The 15,126-nt window shown below is 59.7% G+C and carries 17 protein-coding genes; 9 read left to right on the top strand and 8 right to left on the bottom strand.

The window, feature by feature from the left end:
• Positions 1 to 887: ParB/RepB/Spo0J family partition protein (locus BKY27_RS18820; protein WP_158515004.1), on the bottom strand; the 887-nt coding region annotated here is incomplete at its 3' end.
• Between the two features lie 252 nt (positions 888 to 1,139).
• Here BKY27_RS18820 and BKY27_RS18815 point away from each other — a divergent pair.
• Positions 1,140 to 1,418: a WGR domain-containing protein gene (locus BKY27_RS18815; RefSeq protein ID WP_071676004.1), complete on the top strand. Its 279-nt coding sequence runs from the start codon at positions 1,140 to 1,142 to the stop codon at positions 1,416 to 1,418.
• On the opposite strand, the gene BKY27_RS18810 is transcribed toward BKY27_RS18815, so the two are convergent.
• Positions 1,394 to 2,116, bottom strand: coding sequence for a DnaA N-terminal domain-containing protein (locus BKY27_RS18810; protein WP_071676003.1), 723 nt, complete (start codon positions 2,114 to 2,116; stop codon positions 1,394 to 1,396). The two genes, BKY27_RS18815 and BKY27_RS18810, sit on opposite strands and share 25 nt — an antisense overlap.
• Before the next feature lie 455 nt (positions 2,117 to 2,571).
• Here BKY27_RS18810 and BKY27_RS18805 point away from each other — a divergent pair, with 455 nt between their 5' ends.
• Positions 2,572 to 3,927 (top strand): AAA family ATPase, encoded by a 1,356-nt coding sequence (locus BKY27_RS18805; RefSeq protein WP_071676002.1) that lies wholly within the window; start codon positions 2,572 to 2,574, stop codon positions 3,925 to 3,927.
• 14 nt (positions 3,928 to 3,941) lie between these two features.
• Positions 3,942 to 5,030 carry a ParB/RepB/Spo0J family partition protein gene (locus BKY27_RS18800; protein WP_233491909.1) on the top strand — a complete coding sequence of 363 codons (1,089 nt, stop codon included), beginning with the start codon at positions 3,942 to 3,944 and terminating at the stop codon, positions 5,028 to 5,030.
• Positions 5,031 to 5,233: 203 nt separating this feature from the next.
• On the opposite strand, the gene BKY27_RS18795 is transcribed toward BKY27_RS18800, so the two are convergent.
• Entirely contained in the window at positions 5,234 to 6,118 is an 885-nt protein-coding gene (locus tag BKY27_RS18795; protein ID WP_071676000.1) for a recombinase family protein, read from the bottom strand.
• Positions 6,119 to 6,344: 226 nt separating this feature from the next.
• Between BKY27_RS18795 and BKY27_RS18790 the strand changes: the two genes are divergently transcribed.
• The 4 genes from BKY27_RS18790 (at position 6,345) to BKY27_RS18775 (ending at position 10,048) form a co-directional block, all read left to right on the top strand.
• Entirely contained in the window at positions 6,345 to 7,412 is a 1,068-nt protein-coding gene (locus tag BKY27_RS18790) for a hypothetical protein (RefSeq protein ID WP_071675999.1), read from the top strand.
• Between the two features lie 149 nt (positions 7,413 to 7,561).
• Positions 7,562 to 8,026: an excisionase family DNA-binding protein gene (locus BKY27_RS18785; protein WP_071675998.1), complete on the top strand. Its 465-nt coding sequence runs from the start codon at positions 7,562 to 7,564 to the stop codon at positions 8,024 to 8,026.
• Positions 8,023 to 8,592: a PIN domain-containing protein gene (locus tag BKY27_RS18780; protein ID WP_071675997.1), complete on the top strand. Its 570-nt coding sequence runs from the start codon at positions 8,023 to 8,025 to the stop codon at positions 8,590 to 8,592. The genes BKY27_RS18785 and BKY27_RS18780 overlap by 4 nt, the downstream gene beginning before the upstream one ends.
• 94 nt (positions 8,593 to 8,686) lie before the next feature.
• Positions 8,687 to 10,048, top strand: coding sequence for an ISKra4 family transposase (locus BKY27_RS18775; protein WP_071675996.1), 1,362 nt, complete (start codon positions 8,687 to 8,689; stop codon positions 10,046 to 10,048).
• On the opposite strand, the gene BKY27_RS20440 is transcribed toward BKY27_RS18775, so the two are convergent.
• Positions 9,987 to 10,499 (bottom strand): LLM class flavin-dependent oxidoreductase, encoded by a 513-nt coding sequence (locus tag BKY27_RS20440; protein WP_084668045.1) that lies wholly within the window; start codon positions 10,497 to 10,499, stop codon positions 9,987 to 9,989. The genes BKY27_RS18775 and BKY27_RS20440 overlap by 62 nt on opposite strands.
• Positions 10,500 to 10,596: 97 nt before the next feature.
• On the opposite strand from BKY27_RS20440, the gene BKY27_RS19800 reads away from it, so the two are divergent.
• A protein-coding gene (locus tag BKY27_RS19800; protein WP_199559133.1) for an IS630 family transposase occupies positions 10,597 to 11,555 on the top strand; the annotation gives its coding sequence in 2 pieces (ribosomal slippage) (positions 10,597 to 10,938 and positions 10,941 to 11,555; 957 coding nt in all).
• A 71-nt stretch (positions 11,556 to 11,626) separates the two neighbouring features.
• Here BKY27_RS19800 and BKY27_RS18755 read toward each other — a convergent pair.
• Genes BKY27_RS18755 through BKY27_RS18740 form a run of 4 tightly spaced genes read right to left on the bottom strand, consistent with a single transcriptional unit; the run spans position 11,627 to position 14,522 of the window.
• Positions 11,627 to 12,262 (bottom strand): glutathione S-transferase family protein, encoded by a 636-nt coding sequence (locus tag BKY27_RS18755; protein ID WP_071675993.1) that lies wholly within the window; start codon positions 12,260 to 12,262, stop codon positions 11,627 to 11,629.
• Positions 12,263 to 12,272: 10 nt separating this feature from the next.
• Complete coding sequence (locus BKY27_RS18750; protein ID WP_071675992.1) at positions 12,273 to 13,172, bottom strand: SDR family oxidoreductase; 900 nt, start codon at positions 13,170 to 13,172, stop codon at positions 12,273 to 12,275.
• A 55-nt stretch (positions 13,173 to 13,227) separates the two neighbouring features.
• A complete protein-coding gene (locus BKY27_RS18745) occupies positions 13,228 to 14,094 on the bottom strand; it encodes a DODA-type extradiol aromatic ring-opening family dioxygenase (RefSeq protein WP_233491908.1) in 867 nt (288 codons plus the stop codon).
• Between the two features lie 20 nt (positions 14,095 to 14,114).
• The gene (locus tag BKY27_RS18740) at positions 14,115 to 14,522 is read right to left on the bottom strand and encodes a DoxX family protein (protein WP_084668046.1); all 408 of its coding nucleotides are present in this window, start codon (positions 14,520 to 14,522) and stop codon (positions 14,115 to 14,117) included.
• Between the two features lie 136 nt (positions 14,523 to 14,658).
• Between BKY27_RS18740 and BKY27_RS18735 the strand changes: the two genes are divergently transcribed.
• The gene (locus BKY27_RS18735) at positions 14,659 to 15,042 is read left to right on the top strand and encodes a winged helix-turn-helix transcriptional regulator (protein ID WP_233491907.1); all 384 of its coding nucleotides are present in this window, start codon (positions 14,659 to 14,661) and stop codon (positions 15,040 to 15,042) included.
• Positions 15,043 to 15,126: the final 84 nt, after the last annotated feature.

Here is a 15,126-nt window from a genome sequence, read left to right as displayed (position 1 = left end):
TAGCCGTAGGGCAGGTCGAGTGCGACCTCGATCCACTTCCAGCCCTCAACCGCAACCGTCTCAGCCTCGGCCTGGAGTTTTTCCGTCACCAGCCGATCGAGCAGGGCAGGGTCTTCGAGCCAGCCACCGTCATCGCCCTGGAAGAGGTCATGCAACATCGTGCCGCCCGCCGCTTCATAGGCCTCAACACCCACAAAGACCGCGCGTCGGTCAGACGCCCGGACCGAGGTCTCGGTCAGCATGCGCCGAATCTGGAATGGCTCCTTGTTCCAGGATGAATGGATCACATCCCAGACCTGAACCTGACGCGCGTGATCAGGGTTCACGGTGAAGGCCATGAGCTGCTCCAGCGTCATGCCATCCTCGGCATAGATCTCAAGCAGGGCAGGGGCGACGGAAGCGAGTTTTAGGCGCTGCTTCACGATCAGCGGCGTCACGAAGAAGGCGGCAGCAATCTCTGCATCGCTCTGACCCTTGTCACGCAGGGACACAAACGCGCGGAACTGGTCGAGCGGGTGCAGGGCGACGCGCTGCATGTTTTCCGCAAGGGAATCGTCCTCGGCCAGGATCGCGGACGCTGCATCGCGCACGATGCAGGGAATGGGCGTGGTCTTTGCCAACCGCTTCTGCTTCACCAGCAAGGACAATGCTTGGAACCGACGACCCCCGGCCGGGATCTCGAACTTCCCCGTCTCGGTGCCATCAGCACCCACCACGGGCCGCACGCTCAGGCTCTGCAACAGACCGCGGCGAGCGATGTCCTCGGCCAGTTCCTCGACGGACACGCCGGCCTTGATGCGCCGCACATTGGACTGGCTCAGCACCAGCTTGTCGAAAGGGATATCCCGGGACGGGGACAGGGTGATTTTCTGGACAGCTTTGGTCATCAGATCTTCTCCACGACGGGCGCCGGAAGCCACTCTCCCGATCTCACTTCCCGTCACCCTTAAACCAACAATCCTTTCCCTCTCGATGATCGGCAAAAAGTTTCAGTCAGCGGTCTTCCAAGAAGCAAAATCGTCGTCGAAGATGGAACGAAACTCGCTTGATTACTGATCATCAAGGTTCTGAATCAAGGCAACGGTCTAGATTCCAGATTGTCATTGGACCGGAATCTGTGGTCGTGGAAGAATCGTGCCATGACCTTGCAACGGCCCCTACCCCTCTACATGACGCGCTGTGACCCGGCGCAGAATATGGCACGGTTCTATGCGATGTCGCTCGCGCCTACCCTTTTTGGCGAAGTGAGTCTGATGAGGAACTGGGGTCGGATTGGGTCCAAGGGACAGGTGATGATGGAAACTTTCCAGAGCGAGGACGAGGCGATAAAGGCTTCAGAGCGCCTGGCGGCAATCAAGATGCGCAAAGGGTATCTGCCCCCCTGCCCCACCGATCATCTTTCGTCGGCCACCACCTGAACATCGCGAATAGCTCTGTTCTCGACGGTCAGCGATGCCAATAACCTTGTCAGAAAATGCGTTCGAACGTAGTTGGCATGAAACCGCGACGGAGCGAGAAGCGTGAAGGTTCCGCTTTCGAAGTCGAGAGGTTTCAGGGGCGCAAACCAGGCACCGTAAATCGGTGCATCCTGAGCCTGCAATCGTTTGGCCGCTTCGGCCCAACCGGTTCCATCGTTATCAGGAAGAGTCATATCACGCCGCAATGGAACGATGTTCGACTTCGAGGGCTCGTCCGGTTCCGGTGAATTGGTCATTCGTGCGACGAAGTCCGGTCCGACGGCGTCCCAATGGGGCATGGTCGCATTCAGGACGGTCGCCAGGTTGATCCGGTGTTGTGCCACCCTGCCACGGGCAGCTGGAACTAATACTGAGATCCAGCCCAAGCCGCGCAGATGGGCCATCTCGCGTTTGGCTGTGCGTTCCGTGACGCCCCACATCCGAGCCATTTCTTTTTGTCCAACAGCAAAGCAACCATTGCGCCAGTTGAAACGCGCGGTGATCAGCAAAGAAAGCCTCAGTGCCAGGCGTGCTTCGACAGCGTCGCCCTGGGCAGCGGTAACCAGCAGCGCGGTGAGAATATCGTATTTGACGGGGGAGGCGCCTGGCCCAGTAACTTGCTTAGAAAGGGCGGGAAATCCCGCTTTGCCATATGTCACGTCGCGCTCCTGCCCCGGTGCGTGCCTAATCTGCCTTAGAGAAAAGCACCCTCCGTCTTGTGCGAAGCTGGTTTTGAACGCTTTCCCCGATCTTTCTCTGATTAGCGTTTGATTGGCGGGATTTGTCAAGGATTCGAATCCGAAGGGTCCTTTTCAAAATCCCAATTTGTAAGAAAAATGGTATGAATTGGTATTGGGTGACGTGCAGGATGTCCCCCGGTTAGGCCTTGATGTCCCCTCAACATGTGGTTGGCCCTTCGTCATGTCCCCCTAAATCCTACGTGCTACTCTGGCCTGAACGGGTTCAACAGCGTGATGCCGATTCGAGTTGGTTTCCTCAAGCACGCCTTGTTCCGTGGGTTTTGCCATTTTCTTATCCTCAGAATATCGATCTCGACAAAAAGTGCAAATTCAGCGTAAATCAGGCAAATGCAAATATCTACGTCCGAGGGACCATGCTTACTCATTCCGAACTCCGAACCCTTCAGGCCCGCTCGCTCAAGATGCAAGGCTGGATCCGGCAGCAGACGTTCTCGCCTGAAAAGGTGAAGACCCTACGCCGCTTCTCATCCTGGGAGGTGTCCGAACTGATCTTCGGTATGAACCAATCCACGTTTCGCGGCAAACTGGCTGCCGACCCCACCTTACCCGCGGGTAAGGTCGAACCTGACGGACGGCAGCGCTGGTTCACCTTGGAAGAGGTGAATACGCTGCGCCGCAAGCTCAAGCCGCGCGGCAAGCCGCTGATGCCCGCCCGCCCTCAGGGTCGTGCCTTCCGCACCGCGATTGCCAACTTCAAGGGTGGCGCTGGAAAGTCCACAGTGGCCCTGCACTTCGCTCACGCTGCCGCGCTCGACGGTTACCGGGTGCTCTGTGTGGATTTCGACCCGCAGGCGACTCTCAGCCACTCAATGGGTCTGACCGATGTCAGCGAGGAGCATACAGTCTGGGGCATCATGGCCCGCGATCTCGTGCGAGAGACCGAGGCGCAGAACAACGCCCCCCGTGGCGCGGCGAGCGGTACTGCCCTGCCCCGCCGCTCGATCCCGTCCAGTATCACCGATCTGGGCTTGCAGGATCTTCGGCCGTCCGACTTCATCCAGTCAACCAACTGGCCGACGATCGACGTGATCCCGTCCTGCGCCAACGCTGCCTTCGTGGAATTCGCCTCCGCCCAGTATCGTCACCTGAATCCCGAGTGGTCCTTCTTTGCGGCGGTCAGCCGGTTCCTCGACCAGCTGCCCGATGACCAATGGGACCTGATCCTGTTCGACTGTCCGCCGGCCATCGGCTATCAATCCATGAACGCGGTCTTCGCCGCTGACATGCTCTATATCCCCTCGGGCCCCGGCTACTGGGAGTACGACAGTACCACCAGCTTTATCGGCCAGCTTAGCGAAGCGCTTGAAGATCTGGCGCACGGATTCGAAGGCACCTTGTCCACGGGTAAGATCACGCTGCCCAAGGTGTTCCATGACATTCGGTTCCTGCTGACACGCTACGAGCCTGGCAACGATCTGCACCGGGCGATGTTTGAAGCCTTTGGTAAGGTGTTTGATGATAAGCTTGCGCGCCATCCAGTCGAGATGACTCGCGCGGTGGAGCAGTCGGGGCGGTTCCTGAATTCAATCTACGAAATGGATTACCGCGACATGACACGCGAGACTTGGCGCCGCGCAAGAGCCAGTTTCGACCGGGCCTACGGCGAATTCAAAGAGACGATGCTGCCCCATTGGGAGGGGATGGCGACGGGCACCTTACCCACGGATAAGGTCGTGCCCGATCCGATGACGCAAGGAGACGAGGCATGACACGCAAGAGACGGATGTTCGATATCGAGTTACCTGAAGACGAGGCGCCGGCGCTTGATGCCGTTGCCCCTTCGACGCAGCGGCGCGGCCCGATGGCCAGCGCCATTTCGGAAAACGCCGAGGCGCTTCAGGCTCGCAAATCCGCGGCCGAGGCGATCCGGGAAGAAAACGATGCGCTGGCTCATGAATACGTGGCGCTGCGGGATTCCGGTCATGTGGTCCAGACGGTGCCGCTGGATGACGTGCATTGCCACATGCTCGTGCGTGACCGGTTGCCCGGTGATGATATCGAATTGGCGGAGCTTGTGACTTCGATCCGTGAACTGGGCCTGTCAAACCCGATTCGCGTGCTGCCACGCCCAGATGGTCAGGGCTACGAACTAGTGCAGGGCTACCGGCGGCTCTGTGCCTATCGTGCTCTGCTTGAAGAGACGGGGCATGCGGATTGGGAATGCGTCCCGGCGCTGATCCTGCAAGGGGCGGCGGATGTCGCCGGGCTCTATCGCCGCATGGTGGACGAGAACATCATTCGCAAGGACTTGTCCTTTGCCGAGATGGCTTTTGCTGCGCAGAACTATGCCGCCGACCCGGCGACTGAAGCGAAAGACCTGGGCGAGGCCGTCGCAGCGCTGTTCCAGTCGGCCCCTTATTCCAAGCGGAGCTACATCCGGTCCTTTGCGCATCTGCTGGATACCATTGGCGACACGCTGCGCTTCGCAACCGAAATCCCCCGCGCATTGGGAGTGGAGTTGTCACGTGTACTCAAGGACCGTCCAGAGCTTGCGGAAGACATCCGCCGTGAGGTGACTGCCCTTGGCGACAACCGCAACATCCGGGATGAACTGGATGTGCTGCGTCGCTACACCAAGGCCGATGAGTTCGACATTGTTGCGTCCGGGGCCACGGTTGCCAAGCCGGCGGGACGGGCGGGGCAGGGCGGTGCGAAGGCGAAGACGACCTTTCACATCCGCAGCGCCTTCGGACAGATCAAATGCACGGCGGGGCAGGGGAGGCTTGAGATCAAGGTCGATCGCGATTTCTCATCCATCGATCGTGCGCGATTGGAACAAGCCATTGCCTCCCTGGTCGACGGTTTGGGCTGACCTTATCCGCGGGTAAGGTCGGTAGAGCGAATGGCGTTCTGTGGACGCCGTGGGGACTCGGTTCGCAAGGTGATGGTCATTCCGTTCGCTCTGCTAAGCGGTTGTGCACCTCGAGAACGAGGCCCTTTGACATCGGGCATGTTGGTGAACAACCGTTCTGGAATTAGCAGGCCCATTGATAGCAGTCACTCTATCCTCATCGCTCAGTCGAGCAGTCCCATTCGGCTCGCCCGCTCCAGTAGCATTTTCACAGAGGAAGGCTGCCAGCTTGTGCGCCCGCGGGGTGTCCGCTCGCGCATGGCTTCCAGCCGGTTGCAAATGGCTTGCAAGGTGATGTCGGGATCCGCGCCCTTGATTGCCGCGACGATCGTGGGCAGGCGGTCGTCTGCAGTTCTTCGCCCGGCTCGGCCAAGAACAGCCTCGGGAAGGAAACCGTCACGCACATAGGCTTTCACGGCGCGCAGCAGGCGGCTTTGCGTCCAGCGCCTTTCGCGGGGCAAGGGGGCGTTGACAATCCGCAGCACGTCTTCCCAAGCCATGTCGGGTCGTAGGCGGCGGACATGCGGCACCCAGTCTTGCGCGGTTGCGTTCAGGCGGTCCATGTAGCCGTCCTGCCGCGCCAGCCGCACCTTCCGAAGCGCTTCGGTATCCTTGGTGCGAAGCCCAGGGTTGCCGCCGACGCGCCCCTTCGCGCGCGCGGACGCAAGCCCTGCCTTGGTGCGTTCGCGGATCAAAGCGCGTTCAAACTCGGCTGCGGCGCCCAGGACCTGAAGCGTGAACTTGCCTTGCGGGGATCCGGTGTCGATCGGGTCCTGAATGGAACGAAAGAACGCCCCCTTGGCCTCCAGCCGTTCGATCACCTCGAGAAGGTGCGACAGAGACCGTGCGAGCCGGTCGATCCGTACGACAACCAGCGTGTCGCCCTTGCTGATGCGCTCCAGCACGCGCGCAAGCACTGGCCGGGCACGATTGCCGCCTGAGGCGTGCTCTTCGAAGATCTCGACGCATCCCGCAGTTTGTAGGGCCTCAGACTGGGGCAGGGGGGTCTGATCCTCTGTGGATACGCGCGCATAGCCTATCAGGGGCATGAAAACCGGCCGTTTGCAATTTCATATACCGTTACTAAACGACCGATTGTAAACGAATGCAAGGGCGCTCACTGTGGCCCTGCTCAACGGAAAGCCCTTGGTTTCTATACGCAGAGCGCGATCAGAGAGTTCTCGCGGACCATCGCGCGCGCATGCTATGTAAGGTGTCTAGACGCGCTCTGATAAAACCCTTGGGTAAAGTGCAAAACAGCAGTATTTTGCACATATGATGGCTAGAACCCCCTCATTATATGATGAATCCGACGCCCTCGTCATTGATGCTGAGGAGGTCGAACAGGCGTCCGAGGACGACCTGTGGTTCCTACCCGGTCCGATGGACGACGAGCCGGACTACCTGCCGCCGGGACCACGGGCCGAACCGCGTGAAACCGAGGTCCTCGACGATTGGCGGAAGGCAGAGGGAGGCCAGGCCGCGCGTCTTGCCCGTGTGGCCGGCCGCATCGGCGCGCTGGACGACCGCCTGAAGCGCGGACCGGAAGGATGGCGGCATCGGCTGGCGCTGATGGATGCCGCAGATCTGAGCTGGCACACCGGTGACCGCATTAGCCAGGATCGGCTGGCACTCTGGATCTCGCTGCGCCTGTCCGGCGTCCAGGACGGCACGGCGGCGCTGGCGCGAGTCGGATGGGCGGTTCGGCGACTGACTGGTGGACCGGGACCGGAGCAGGACTTGGCCGCCTTCCTCGACCGTCGCGACCCCGGGAACCTCAGTGATGAGAGCGAGCCGTTCATGGACCGCGCGAGCGGTTGGCTGGATCTGATGGGGCAGGCCGCAGACCTGCACCCGATCACTCGCGCCGCTATGGGCTTTCACCTCTGGCGCCTCGCGGGGCTCGGGCAGCACGGTGACCAGATGGAAGCCGCTGTCGTAGCTGCGCGGATCGCTGCCAGCGAGGGGAGAGGCGCAGTCTTCGCGCCTCTGGCCATGGGCGGGGCAGAGGGGTTACGGGCCGGTGGTTCACCGTCTGATCGTCTGGCGCGCTGGCTCGACGGGATGGAGAAGGCCTGTCTGACCGCGATGCGCCACCTTGACGATATCGAGGCATGGTCAGCGCGGGCGGAGGCCGAGATGATCACCCTCTCGGGCAAGACGCCGCCGGCCTTGCGCGCAGTGCTGACCGAATGGCAGCTCGTCTCTGCGCCGATGGCCGAGGCCCTGACTGGTGCCAGTCGCGCCGCTGTTCAGCGCAACCTTGCATGGATGCAAGAGCGGGGTCTGATCCGCGAGGTCACAGGGCAAGGGCGGTTCAGGATGTGGAAGGCGACAAACTGAAGGTTAGCGTGGGTGTCACCCGCTCACTCGGCAGCAGCGATGACCGCGAGCACGCGGCAGGGCGTGCAGAAACTCACCAACACTTAATGCATTTGTCGCACTTATTTCATATATGGTGGTAGAGATCAGAAACCGGAGAGGAGACCACCATGAACATGCTGGCACACCGACATCTTCCACCGACTCCGCAGGACGCGGCAATCGCGCGCGTCTCCGGACAGGCCCTGTCGCGCTTTGCGGCGACCCGAGGACCCTTGAAGCTTCGCGTTTCAGACGCGGAGCAGATGGAACCGATCGAACTTCCCGCAGGCGCTGTCGCGCTGCTCATGGAGATCCTTGAGGCGATGGCAGCCGGTCGCGGCGTCACCATCATTCCCGAGAACGCCGAACTCTCGACAGTGCAGGCAGCTGAGGTTCTGAACGTCTCGCGACCGTTCCTGATCAAACTGCTCGAGGATGGTGCCATACCGCATCGGAAGGTCGGCAAGCATCGCCGCGTCCGCATGGAAGACGTGATGTCCTACAAGGCTGCCATCGACACCGAGCGCGAAGCGGTGCTCGACCAACTGGCCGCCGACGCTCAAGAGCAGGACATGGGCTACCGCTCGAAATGAGCCAGTACACTGTCCTGTTCGACGCAAACGTCCTTTATCCCGCGCCGATGCGCGATGCACTGATGCAGTTGGCGGTCACGGACCTTTTCAAGGCCAAGTGGACGGCTGACATTCATCGGGAGTGGATTGATGCCCTTCTGCGCAATGAACCTCATCGGGACCGCGCGGCGCTGGAACGAACACGTGACTTGATGGACAGGGCCACACGCGATTGTCTGGTCACCGGCTACGAGGCCTTGGTGCCGGCCCTCATATTGCCGGATCCCGAAGACCGGCACATTCTGGCGGCCGCTATCGTCGGGCGCTGTGACGCCATCGTCACTCAGAACCTGAAGGACTTCCCACCAGAGGCACTTGCACCATTCGGCATCGAAACTCAGCACCCCGACGACTTTTTCCGGAACCAGCTTTCTCTCGCGCCCGGTCTGGTCTGCTCCGCGCTGCGAAAAGTTCGCGCCCGCCTCAAAAACCCGCCCAAGAGTGTTGACGAATATCTGTCGATCCTGACGCAACAAGGGCTGGTCGCAACTGTTGCTGACCTGGAGCAGTTTGCCGATCTGCTCTGATTGGCGCCATCGCGCGCGGGAGTGGACAGAACATGGGGGTCGTCGTCGGTGATCTGGCCTGTGCTAAGATAAGGTCTTTGCGTGGGGGGCTGCCATGGACGTTCGGATTACGGTCGAAACGACCTTTGATAATGGGGAGATGCGCACACATCAGCTTGACGGCATTTCTCGACCCTACCGGGTGACCTGTCCAGACGGGATCGGGCTGCGCCTCGAGGATGGGAAGAGGATCGTCGAACAGATCCAGAGGGTAGTCCTTTACGACCAGGTCGATGAGATCATACGAGAAAGCCGCGTATGCCCGGATTGCGCCTCGGTTCGAGCCATTCATGACTATCGCACGCGCGATCTCGACACGCTCTTTGGGCGGGTTCGGGTCAAAGCCGCGCGCTTGCGCCGCTGTTCTTGTGATGCCAGGTCGGCCGCAATGCTCGGCAGACCTATTTCTCCGCTGGCCTATTTCTTTCCAGACCGGGCTTCGCCGGAGCTGCAGCGGCTCCATGCGGAGCTTGGGTCCCGGCATTCCTTTCGCGAGGCCGCGCGGCTGATGAAAAGCTTCCTCCCCTGCCACCCGCCTCATCACACCACGGTGCGTGACCGGTTGGGAAGAGTAGCCACGGCGCTCGAGAAAAGTCGAAGGGCATCAGGCGATCCCGTTGAAGCACCGCCCAAAGGTGGTTTGACGGTTTTTCTGGACGGTGCGCATATCCGCTGTCGACCGGAGTATCAGCAGCGACACCTCGATCTTGTGGTCGGTAAGATTGAAAGCCGCAATATGTGTCGACGATTTGGCTTGGTCGCCAATGCGACGGCATCGCCAGACAGCCGTATGCGAGAAGAGCTGTCAGACTTTGGATGGAAGCCGGGCCGTCTGTTGACAGTGATCTCGGATGGTGAGCTTGCTCTCCCGAACCTCATACGCAATGCCATGGGTGGCGACGGCCAAGTGAAGCATATCCTCGACTGGTGGCACATTTCGATGCGTGTGCAGCATGTCGAGGCAGCCGTTCAGGGTCTGGTCCAGATACCGGGGTTCACTGGAATTCCGGTGCTGTTCCAGCGACCCGCGAAAAGCCTCCGCTGGTGGCTTTGGCATGGCAGAGCACGGGTCGCGGAAACATATCTGAAGGGGCTCATGCACGATTGCACCCGCCTTGCGGAAGAACCACTGGCTGTCCGCACCGCTGCCGCTCGTGTGCGGGCCCGATGCGAGACACTGTACACCTATCTCGCGAACAACATGGAATCCCTCGTCGACTATGGCCGACGATACCGTAACGGGCTGCCCATCTCGTCATCTCGTGCCGAAGGATCAGTCGATGATATTGCCAATGCCCGCATGGGAAAGCGCAGAAGGATGCGGTGGTCGCCCAAAGGGGCTCACCGAGTAGCCGTCACAAGGGCCGCGGTTCTCGATGGCCGGCTAACCGTCGCAAACCGAAAACGCGCCGCGTGACCCCCATGTTTTGTCCACTCCCTCGTGCTTCAGATTTAAGGGCAACGCGACAACCGTCGTAATTATCCAACGGAAGACCAAACAGCGGAAAGGATTCAATAAAGGCACCGCGCCCGACCATGATCTCGGCGCGCCCCTGGGTCAGGTTGTCCAGCATCGAAAACTGTTGAAAGACGCGGATCGGATCATCGGAACTCAGCACGGTAACGGCGCTGGAAAGGCGGATATTCTTGGTTTGTGTAGCCGCCGCTGCCAGCGACATCGCAGGATTTGAAACCGCATAGTCGGGGCGGTGATGTTCGCCGACGCCGAACCAATCCAACCCGACCTGATCGGCCAGCACGATTTCCTCAACCAGATTGCGCAGCCTTTGCGAAGGGCTGATGCCGCGATCCTGATCTGCTCCGGACCCTGCGCCCGATTCAGCGAATGTGTATATTCCAATTTGCACGATGTGGCCTTATTTAAAGCGTTTCGGCCTGGATCTGAATCGCGGGGGATTCCCTTGAGGCGGCAGATGTGATTCATCCTTATTGGGAGGATGGATTATGTCAGCACCTTTGCCATCAGCGCTCCGGGCGCGGTTTCAGAAGTATATTGAAGAAGGGTTTAGCGGGCGTGCGGCGGCGTTGCGTTTGAAGGTTTCGCCCGCCACGGGTGCAAGGTGGGCGCGTCAAGTTCGGACCAGCGGCCATGCTGGACCCGCACCACAAGGCCCGCCGCGTGGCCGGGGAAAGCTGGCACCGTATCAGGCTTTTCTTGAGGAACTGGTCGAGCAAGATCCTGACATCACGCTCTTCGAGTTGCGCGATGCGCTCGCCGACGCTGAGGGCGTGCGGGTGCACCATTCCTCCATCGCGAACCTGCTGTCCCGGCTCGGCTTCACGTACAAAAAAAGTCGCTGGTTGCCGCCGAACGCCGCCGTGCCAAGGTAAGGCAGCAGCGGGCCGATTGGTTCAGACACCGGCTCCCCGCCATCTCAGCCTTGCCTGATCGTGTTGTCTTCATTGACGAAACTGCGGTGAAGACAAACTTGACCCGCCTGCGCGGGAGGGCCAAACGAGGTCAACGCCTGATGGTGGACGCGCCGTTTGGCGGTTGGGGAACACAGACGTTGATCGCCGGGCTGACCCCGGACGCACTGATCGCGCCATGGGTCATCAAGGGGGCAATGGACGGTCCGGCCTTCGCCGCCTACATCCGCGAAGTGCTCGTTCCAGAGATCAATCCAGGCACCGTTGTCATCCTGGACAATCTGGCGACCCATCGGAACAAGGAAGCAGCTCAGGCCCTGCGCGACCACGGCTGCTGGTTCCTCTACCTTCCGCCATACTCGCCGGACCTGAACCCCATCGAACAGGCGTTCTCAAAGTTGAAAGCTCACCTTCGAAAAATCGGAGCCAGAACCTTCACCGACGTCTTTGAGGCCATAGGAACAATCTGCGATCTCTACGACCCGGCCGAGTGTTGGAACTACTTCAAGGCTGCCGGATATGTCGCAGGTTAATACCGAAATGCTTTAGGGCGGGCTTTAGGGCGGGGGCGAATGGCTCGCCCCCGCACATATATTTGTGAATTCTAGCCGCCAAACAGGGCCAGAGCCGGTGCAAACGCATCCTTCCACGAGGCGCGCGCCTCAAGTCGTTCGATCCAGGCCGCGACATTCGGAAGATCGTCAAGCGAGATCTCAGACTGCACACGATACATGAATGTCGAGGCCAGCGCGAAATCCGCGACGCTCAGATCGCCCGCGATCCAGTCCTTGCCCGCGAGGCCGATTTCCAGCACGGCCAGAAACTGAGCGACATTTTTCAACTCGCTGTCGACAACGCTTTGATCCGGCTCTCCCATGCCGAACTTCGCCTTCAGGAACCGCTCGAACGACAGCTTCTGCATCGCCGGGCCAAGGTGTATCGTCTGCCAGTAAAGCCACTGATCCACCGTTGCGCGGACCTTTGGGTCGTCGGGATAAAGACCGCGCTCGGGTTTCTTGCTTGCCAGATACGAATTGATGGCGCGCGATTCCCAGACCACGAAATCGCCGTCCACCAGCACTGGCACCTTGGCGTTGGGGTTCATTGCCAGGAATTCAACGCTGCGGTTGTCGCCGCCGCGTATGTTGACCTCGATGATCTCAAGGTCGATCCCCAGTTCCAGGGCAACCGCCCGCACCCGAAGGGCGTTGGGCGAGAAATTGGCGTTGTAAAGCTTCATGATGGGTTCCTTAATGCGCCGGCGGGGTCAACAGAGCCGCCTTGTTGGCAATCAAAAAGTCACGCGCCGACTGGCCGGCTTGTCCGGTCAGTTTTTCCAGATCACCCGTTGCAACATTCAGATAGTCCTTGGCTATCGCCTCGTCGAAGGACGCAAAAACCTTTGCCATGAACTCTGGCAAGCCAGCGCCGATCATGGCCTGAACCAGATCGTCGGTTGAGATCGGGATATAGGGGATATCCTTGCCCGAGATTTCCGACAGGATGGCCGCGATGTCACCTTGGGAAAGCGCCGCAGGGCCGGTGATGTCCAGAACACTTGAACCGGTTTCCTGCATCAGGGCCGCTGCGGCGGCGCGGGCGCAATCGGCGCGGGTGACATAGCCAGTTTTCCCCTCAGCAGCAGCGGCGAAATGCTGCCCCATACCAATGCTTTTGCCACCACCCATCAGCACCAGATCGGTGTAAAGGTTGTTGCGCAGGATGGTATAGCTGGCACCGGTTTCTTTAATCAGCGCTTCGGTGTCGCAGTGATCCTTGGAGAACGTGATCGGGCTTTCCTCAACCGGGTTTGTCAGCGAGGTATAGACGATATGTGTGATCCCTTCCTTCATCGCGGCTGCGACGGCGTGTTTATGCGCTTCCAGTCGCTTTCCTGGTTCCAGATCGTCGGTCGAAATGATCAGCAGACGCTTGCCACCGGCAAAAGCCGCGCTCAGCGATGCGGGGTCATTGAAGTCACCCTTGCGGGCCTCGACTCCCTTGTCAGCCAGATCGGCCAGCTTTTCCGGCGAACGCGAAACGGCGATGATCGGACCGGCACCGGCCGCAATCAGATTGGCGATGACCTGTCGGCCAAGTTGGCCGGATGCACCGGTGACGATGAAAGGGCCGTTTTGAATGGTTGTCATTGGGTTTTCCTTGATTTTTCGGGTTGGATCTGGATGTTCAAGCGTCGGATGGGATTCAGCCGAAAGTAAACGCGCTTTCGACTGCGCCTAGCACGCGATCTTCCAACGTTTTCACGCCTTTGTCGGCAAGGGCTGCCCCCGCGACCACATGCAGCGGAATCAGATGTTCCTCGCGCGGGTTTGCATCGCGGGCACCGGGAGCGTCGGCCCATTGTGCCAGCATTCGATCACGCTCTACCGGATCGGTGCGGGTGGCCGCATCGCTTAGCCAGCGGTCAAATTCCTGCCCGTTCACGAAATCGGCGGCGCCACCCCGCATCGCGCGCATCATTTTTTGCATGTTATGATAGGTGTTGCCCGAACCGATGATCAGAACACCTTCATCTCGCAACGGTGCCAATGCCCGCCCGACCGCAATATGCGCAGCCGGGTCAAGATCACTTCGCAGGCTCAGCTGTACACAGGGAATGTCGGCCTGCGGAAAGGCCACCTTGAGCGGAATGAACACGCCGTGATCGTAACCGCGCGCTTCATCAACGGGGCAGGGAAACCCGGCCGCCTCGAGCAGCGCCTGCACCCTGTCGGATAGCGCAGGAGCGCCGGGCGCGGGCCAGGTCAGTTCGTAGGTGTGGGGTGGAAACCCGTTATAATCGAACAACAACGGTGGGGCCGGGTTTCTCTGCACGGTGAACTGCGCCTCTTCCCAATGGCCCGAAATCACCAGCAACGCCTTGGGGACTTTCGGCAGTGACGCCGGTAAGTCGGCAAGGAACTCGCGCTGCCGTTTCCAGGTGTCTGGTGGGTCCCAGTCCATGAAAAAACATGGGCCTCCACCGTGTGGAATGAACATCGTCGGCATCCGAGTCATGTACTGCGTCCTTTCGCTTGTTTTACTGGCAGAGCGTGATGGCCAGCCCGGCATGTGGCCGTCGGAAAATCCGGTTAAGCGGCGCTCTTCAGCATATCACCGTAGGGTGATTTCTTTGCGCGCACCCGGTTTTGCGTCAGGAACGACACAATCAGCGCAATCAAGGTAACAATCGCCGGCAACGAGTTCGGAGAATCGGCCGCAGCCATATGCGCCGAGGCGGCCAGCAACAGGTGCCAGAACATCGCCGCATAGGCGAAATCGGACAGAAACGTCGACGGGCGCCAAAGGATGACTACGGCCGCCACGATCTTCAGCATTGCCAACGGCCAAATTATGTAGGTTGGGTACTTCAACAGGCCCTCATACATTCCCGCAACCATGTCATGCGAGGAAATGTAAAATGCCGCTCCGCCCAGATAGACCAATGCAACCAGCCCGGTTGCAGCCCAGTACGTAATTTTCGCAGATTTGTCGCTCATCCAGACGTCCTCCATTTGTATAAATTGCCCGGGCATTCTTCCCTATGGGTTATCCTTGCCAGGTTTTGCTTTTCACTTTAGTGTTAATAAGCGTCTTGGTTTTGAAGGATAAGTAGGCACGAAAAAGTAACCATCCATGGAGATCCTCAAAATGAAACAGAAAACACCGCCCGCATGTCCCATGGACTCCATTCTGCGCCTGCTGATGGGTCCGTGGACAACCTATATTCTCTGGGTCCTTAGCGATGGCGGGCCGCAACGTTTCGGAGCGCTGAAGCGGGCAGTGCCGGGAATCTCAACCCGGGTGCTGACGGAACGGTTGCGAATGTTGCAGGCGGCCGGAGTGATCTGGCGCGATCAGACCCAAACGATCCCACCCGCGGTTACCTATGGTCTGGCTGAGCGAGGTGACGATCTTCGCCAAGTGCTCGAATCCTTAGGTGAAATTGCGCAACGGTGGCAATACGAAGGGGCGTTTGAAACTGACCTGCCACGGGATTTTTCCTCCACCGTCGATTAGAGTCCGGCCCAACCTGAGGACGGACAATGAAGCGAACGAGATTCACGGACGAGCAGATCATCGGCATCCTGGCCGAGCACGAGG

Origin of the sequence: Nioella nitratireducens (genome assembly GCF_001879715.1) — a bacterium.
In the GTDB taxonomy this organism is placed as follows: Bacteria; Pseudomonadota; Alphaproteobacteria; order Rhodobacterales; family Rhodobacteraceae; genus Nioella; species Nioella nitratireducens.
This window is presented reverse-complemented; position numbering and strand designations above follow the sequence as displayed.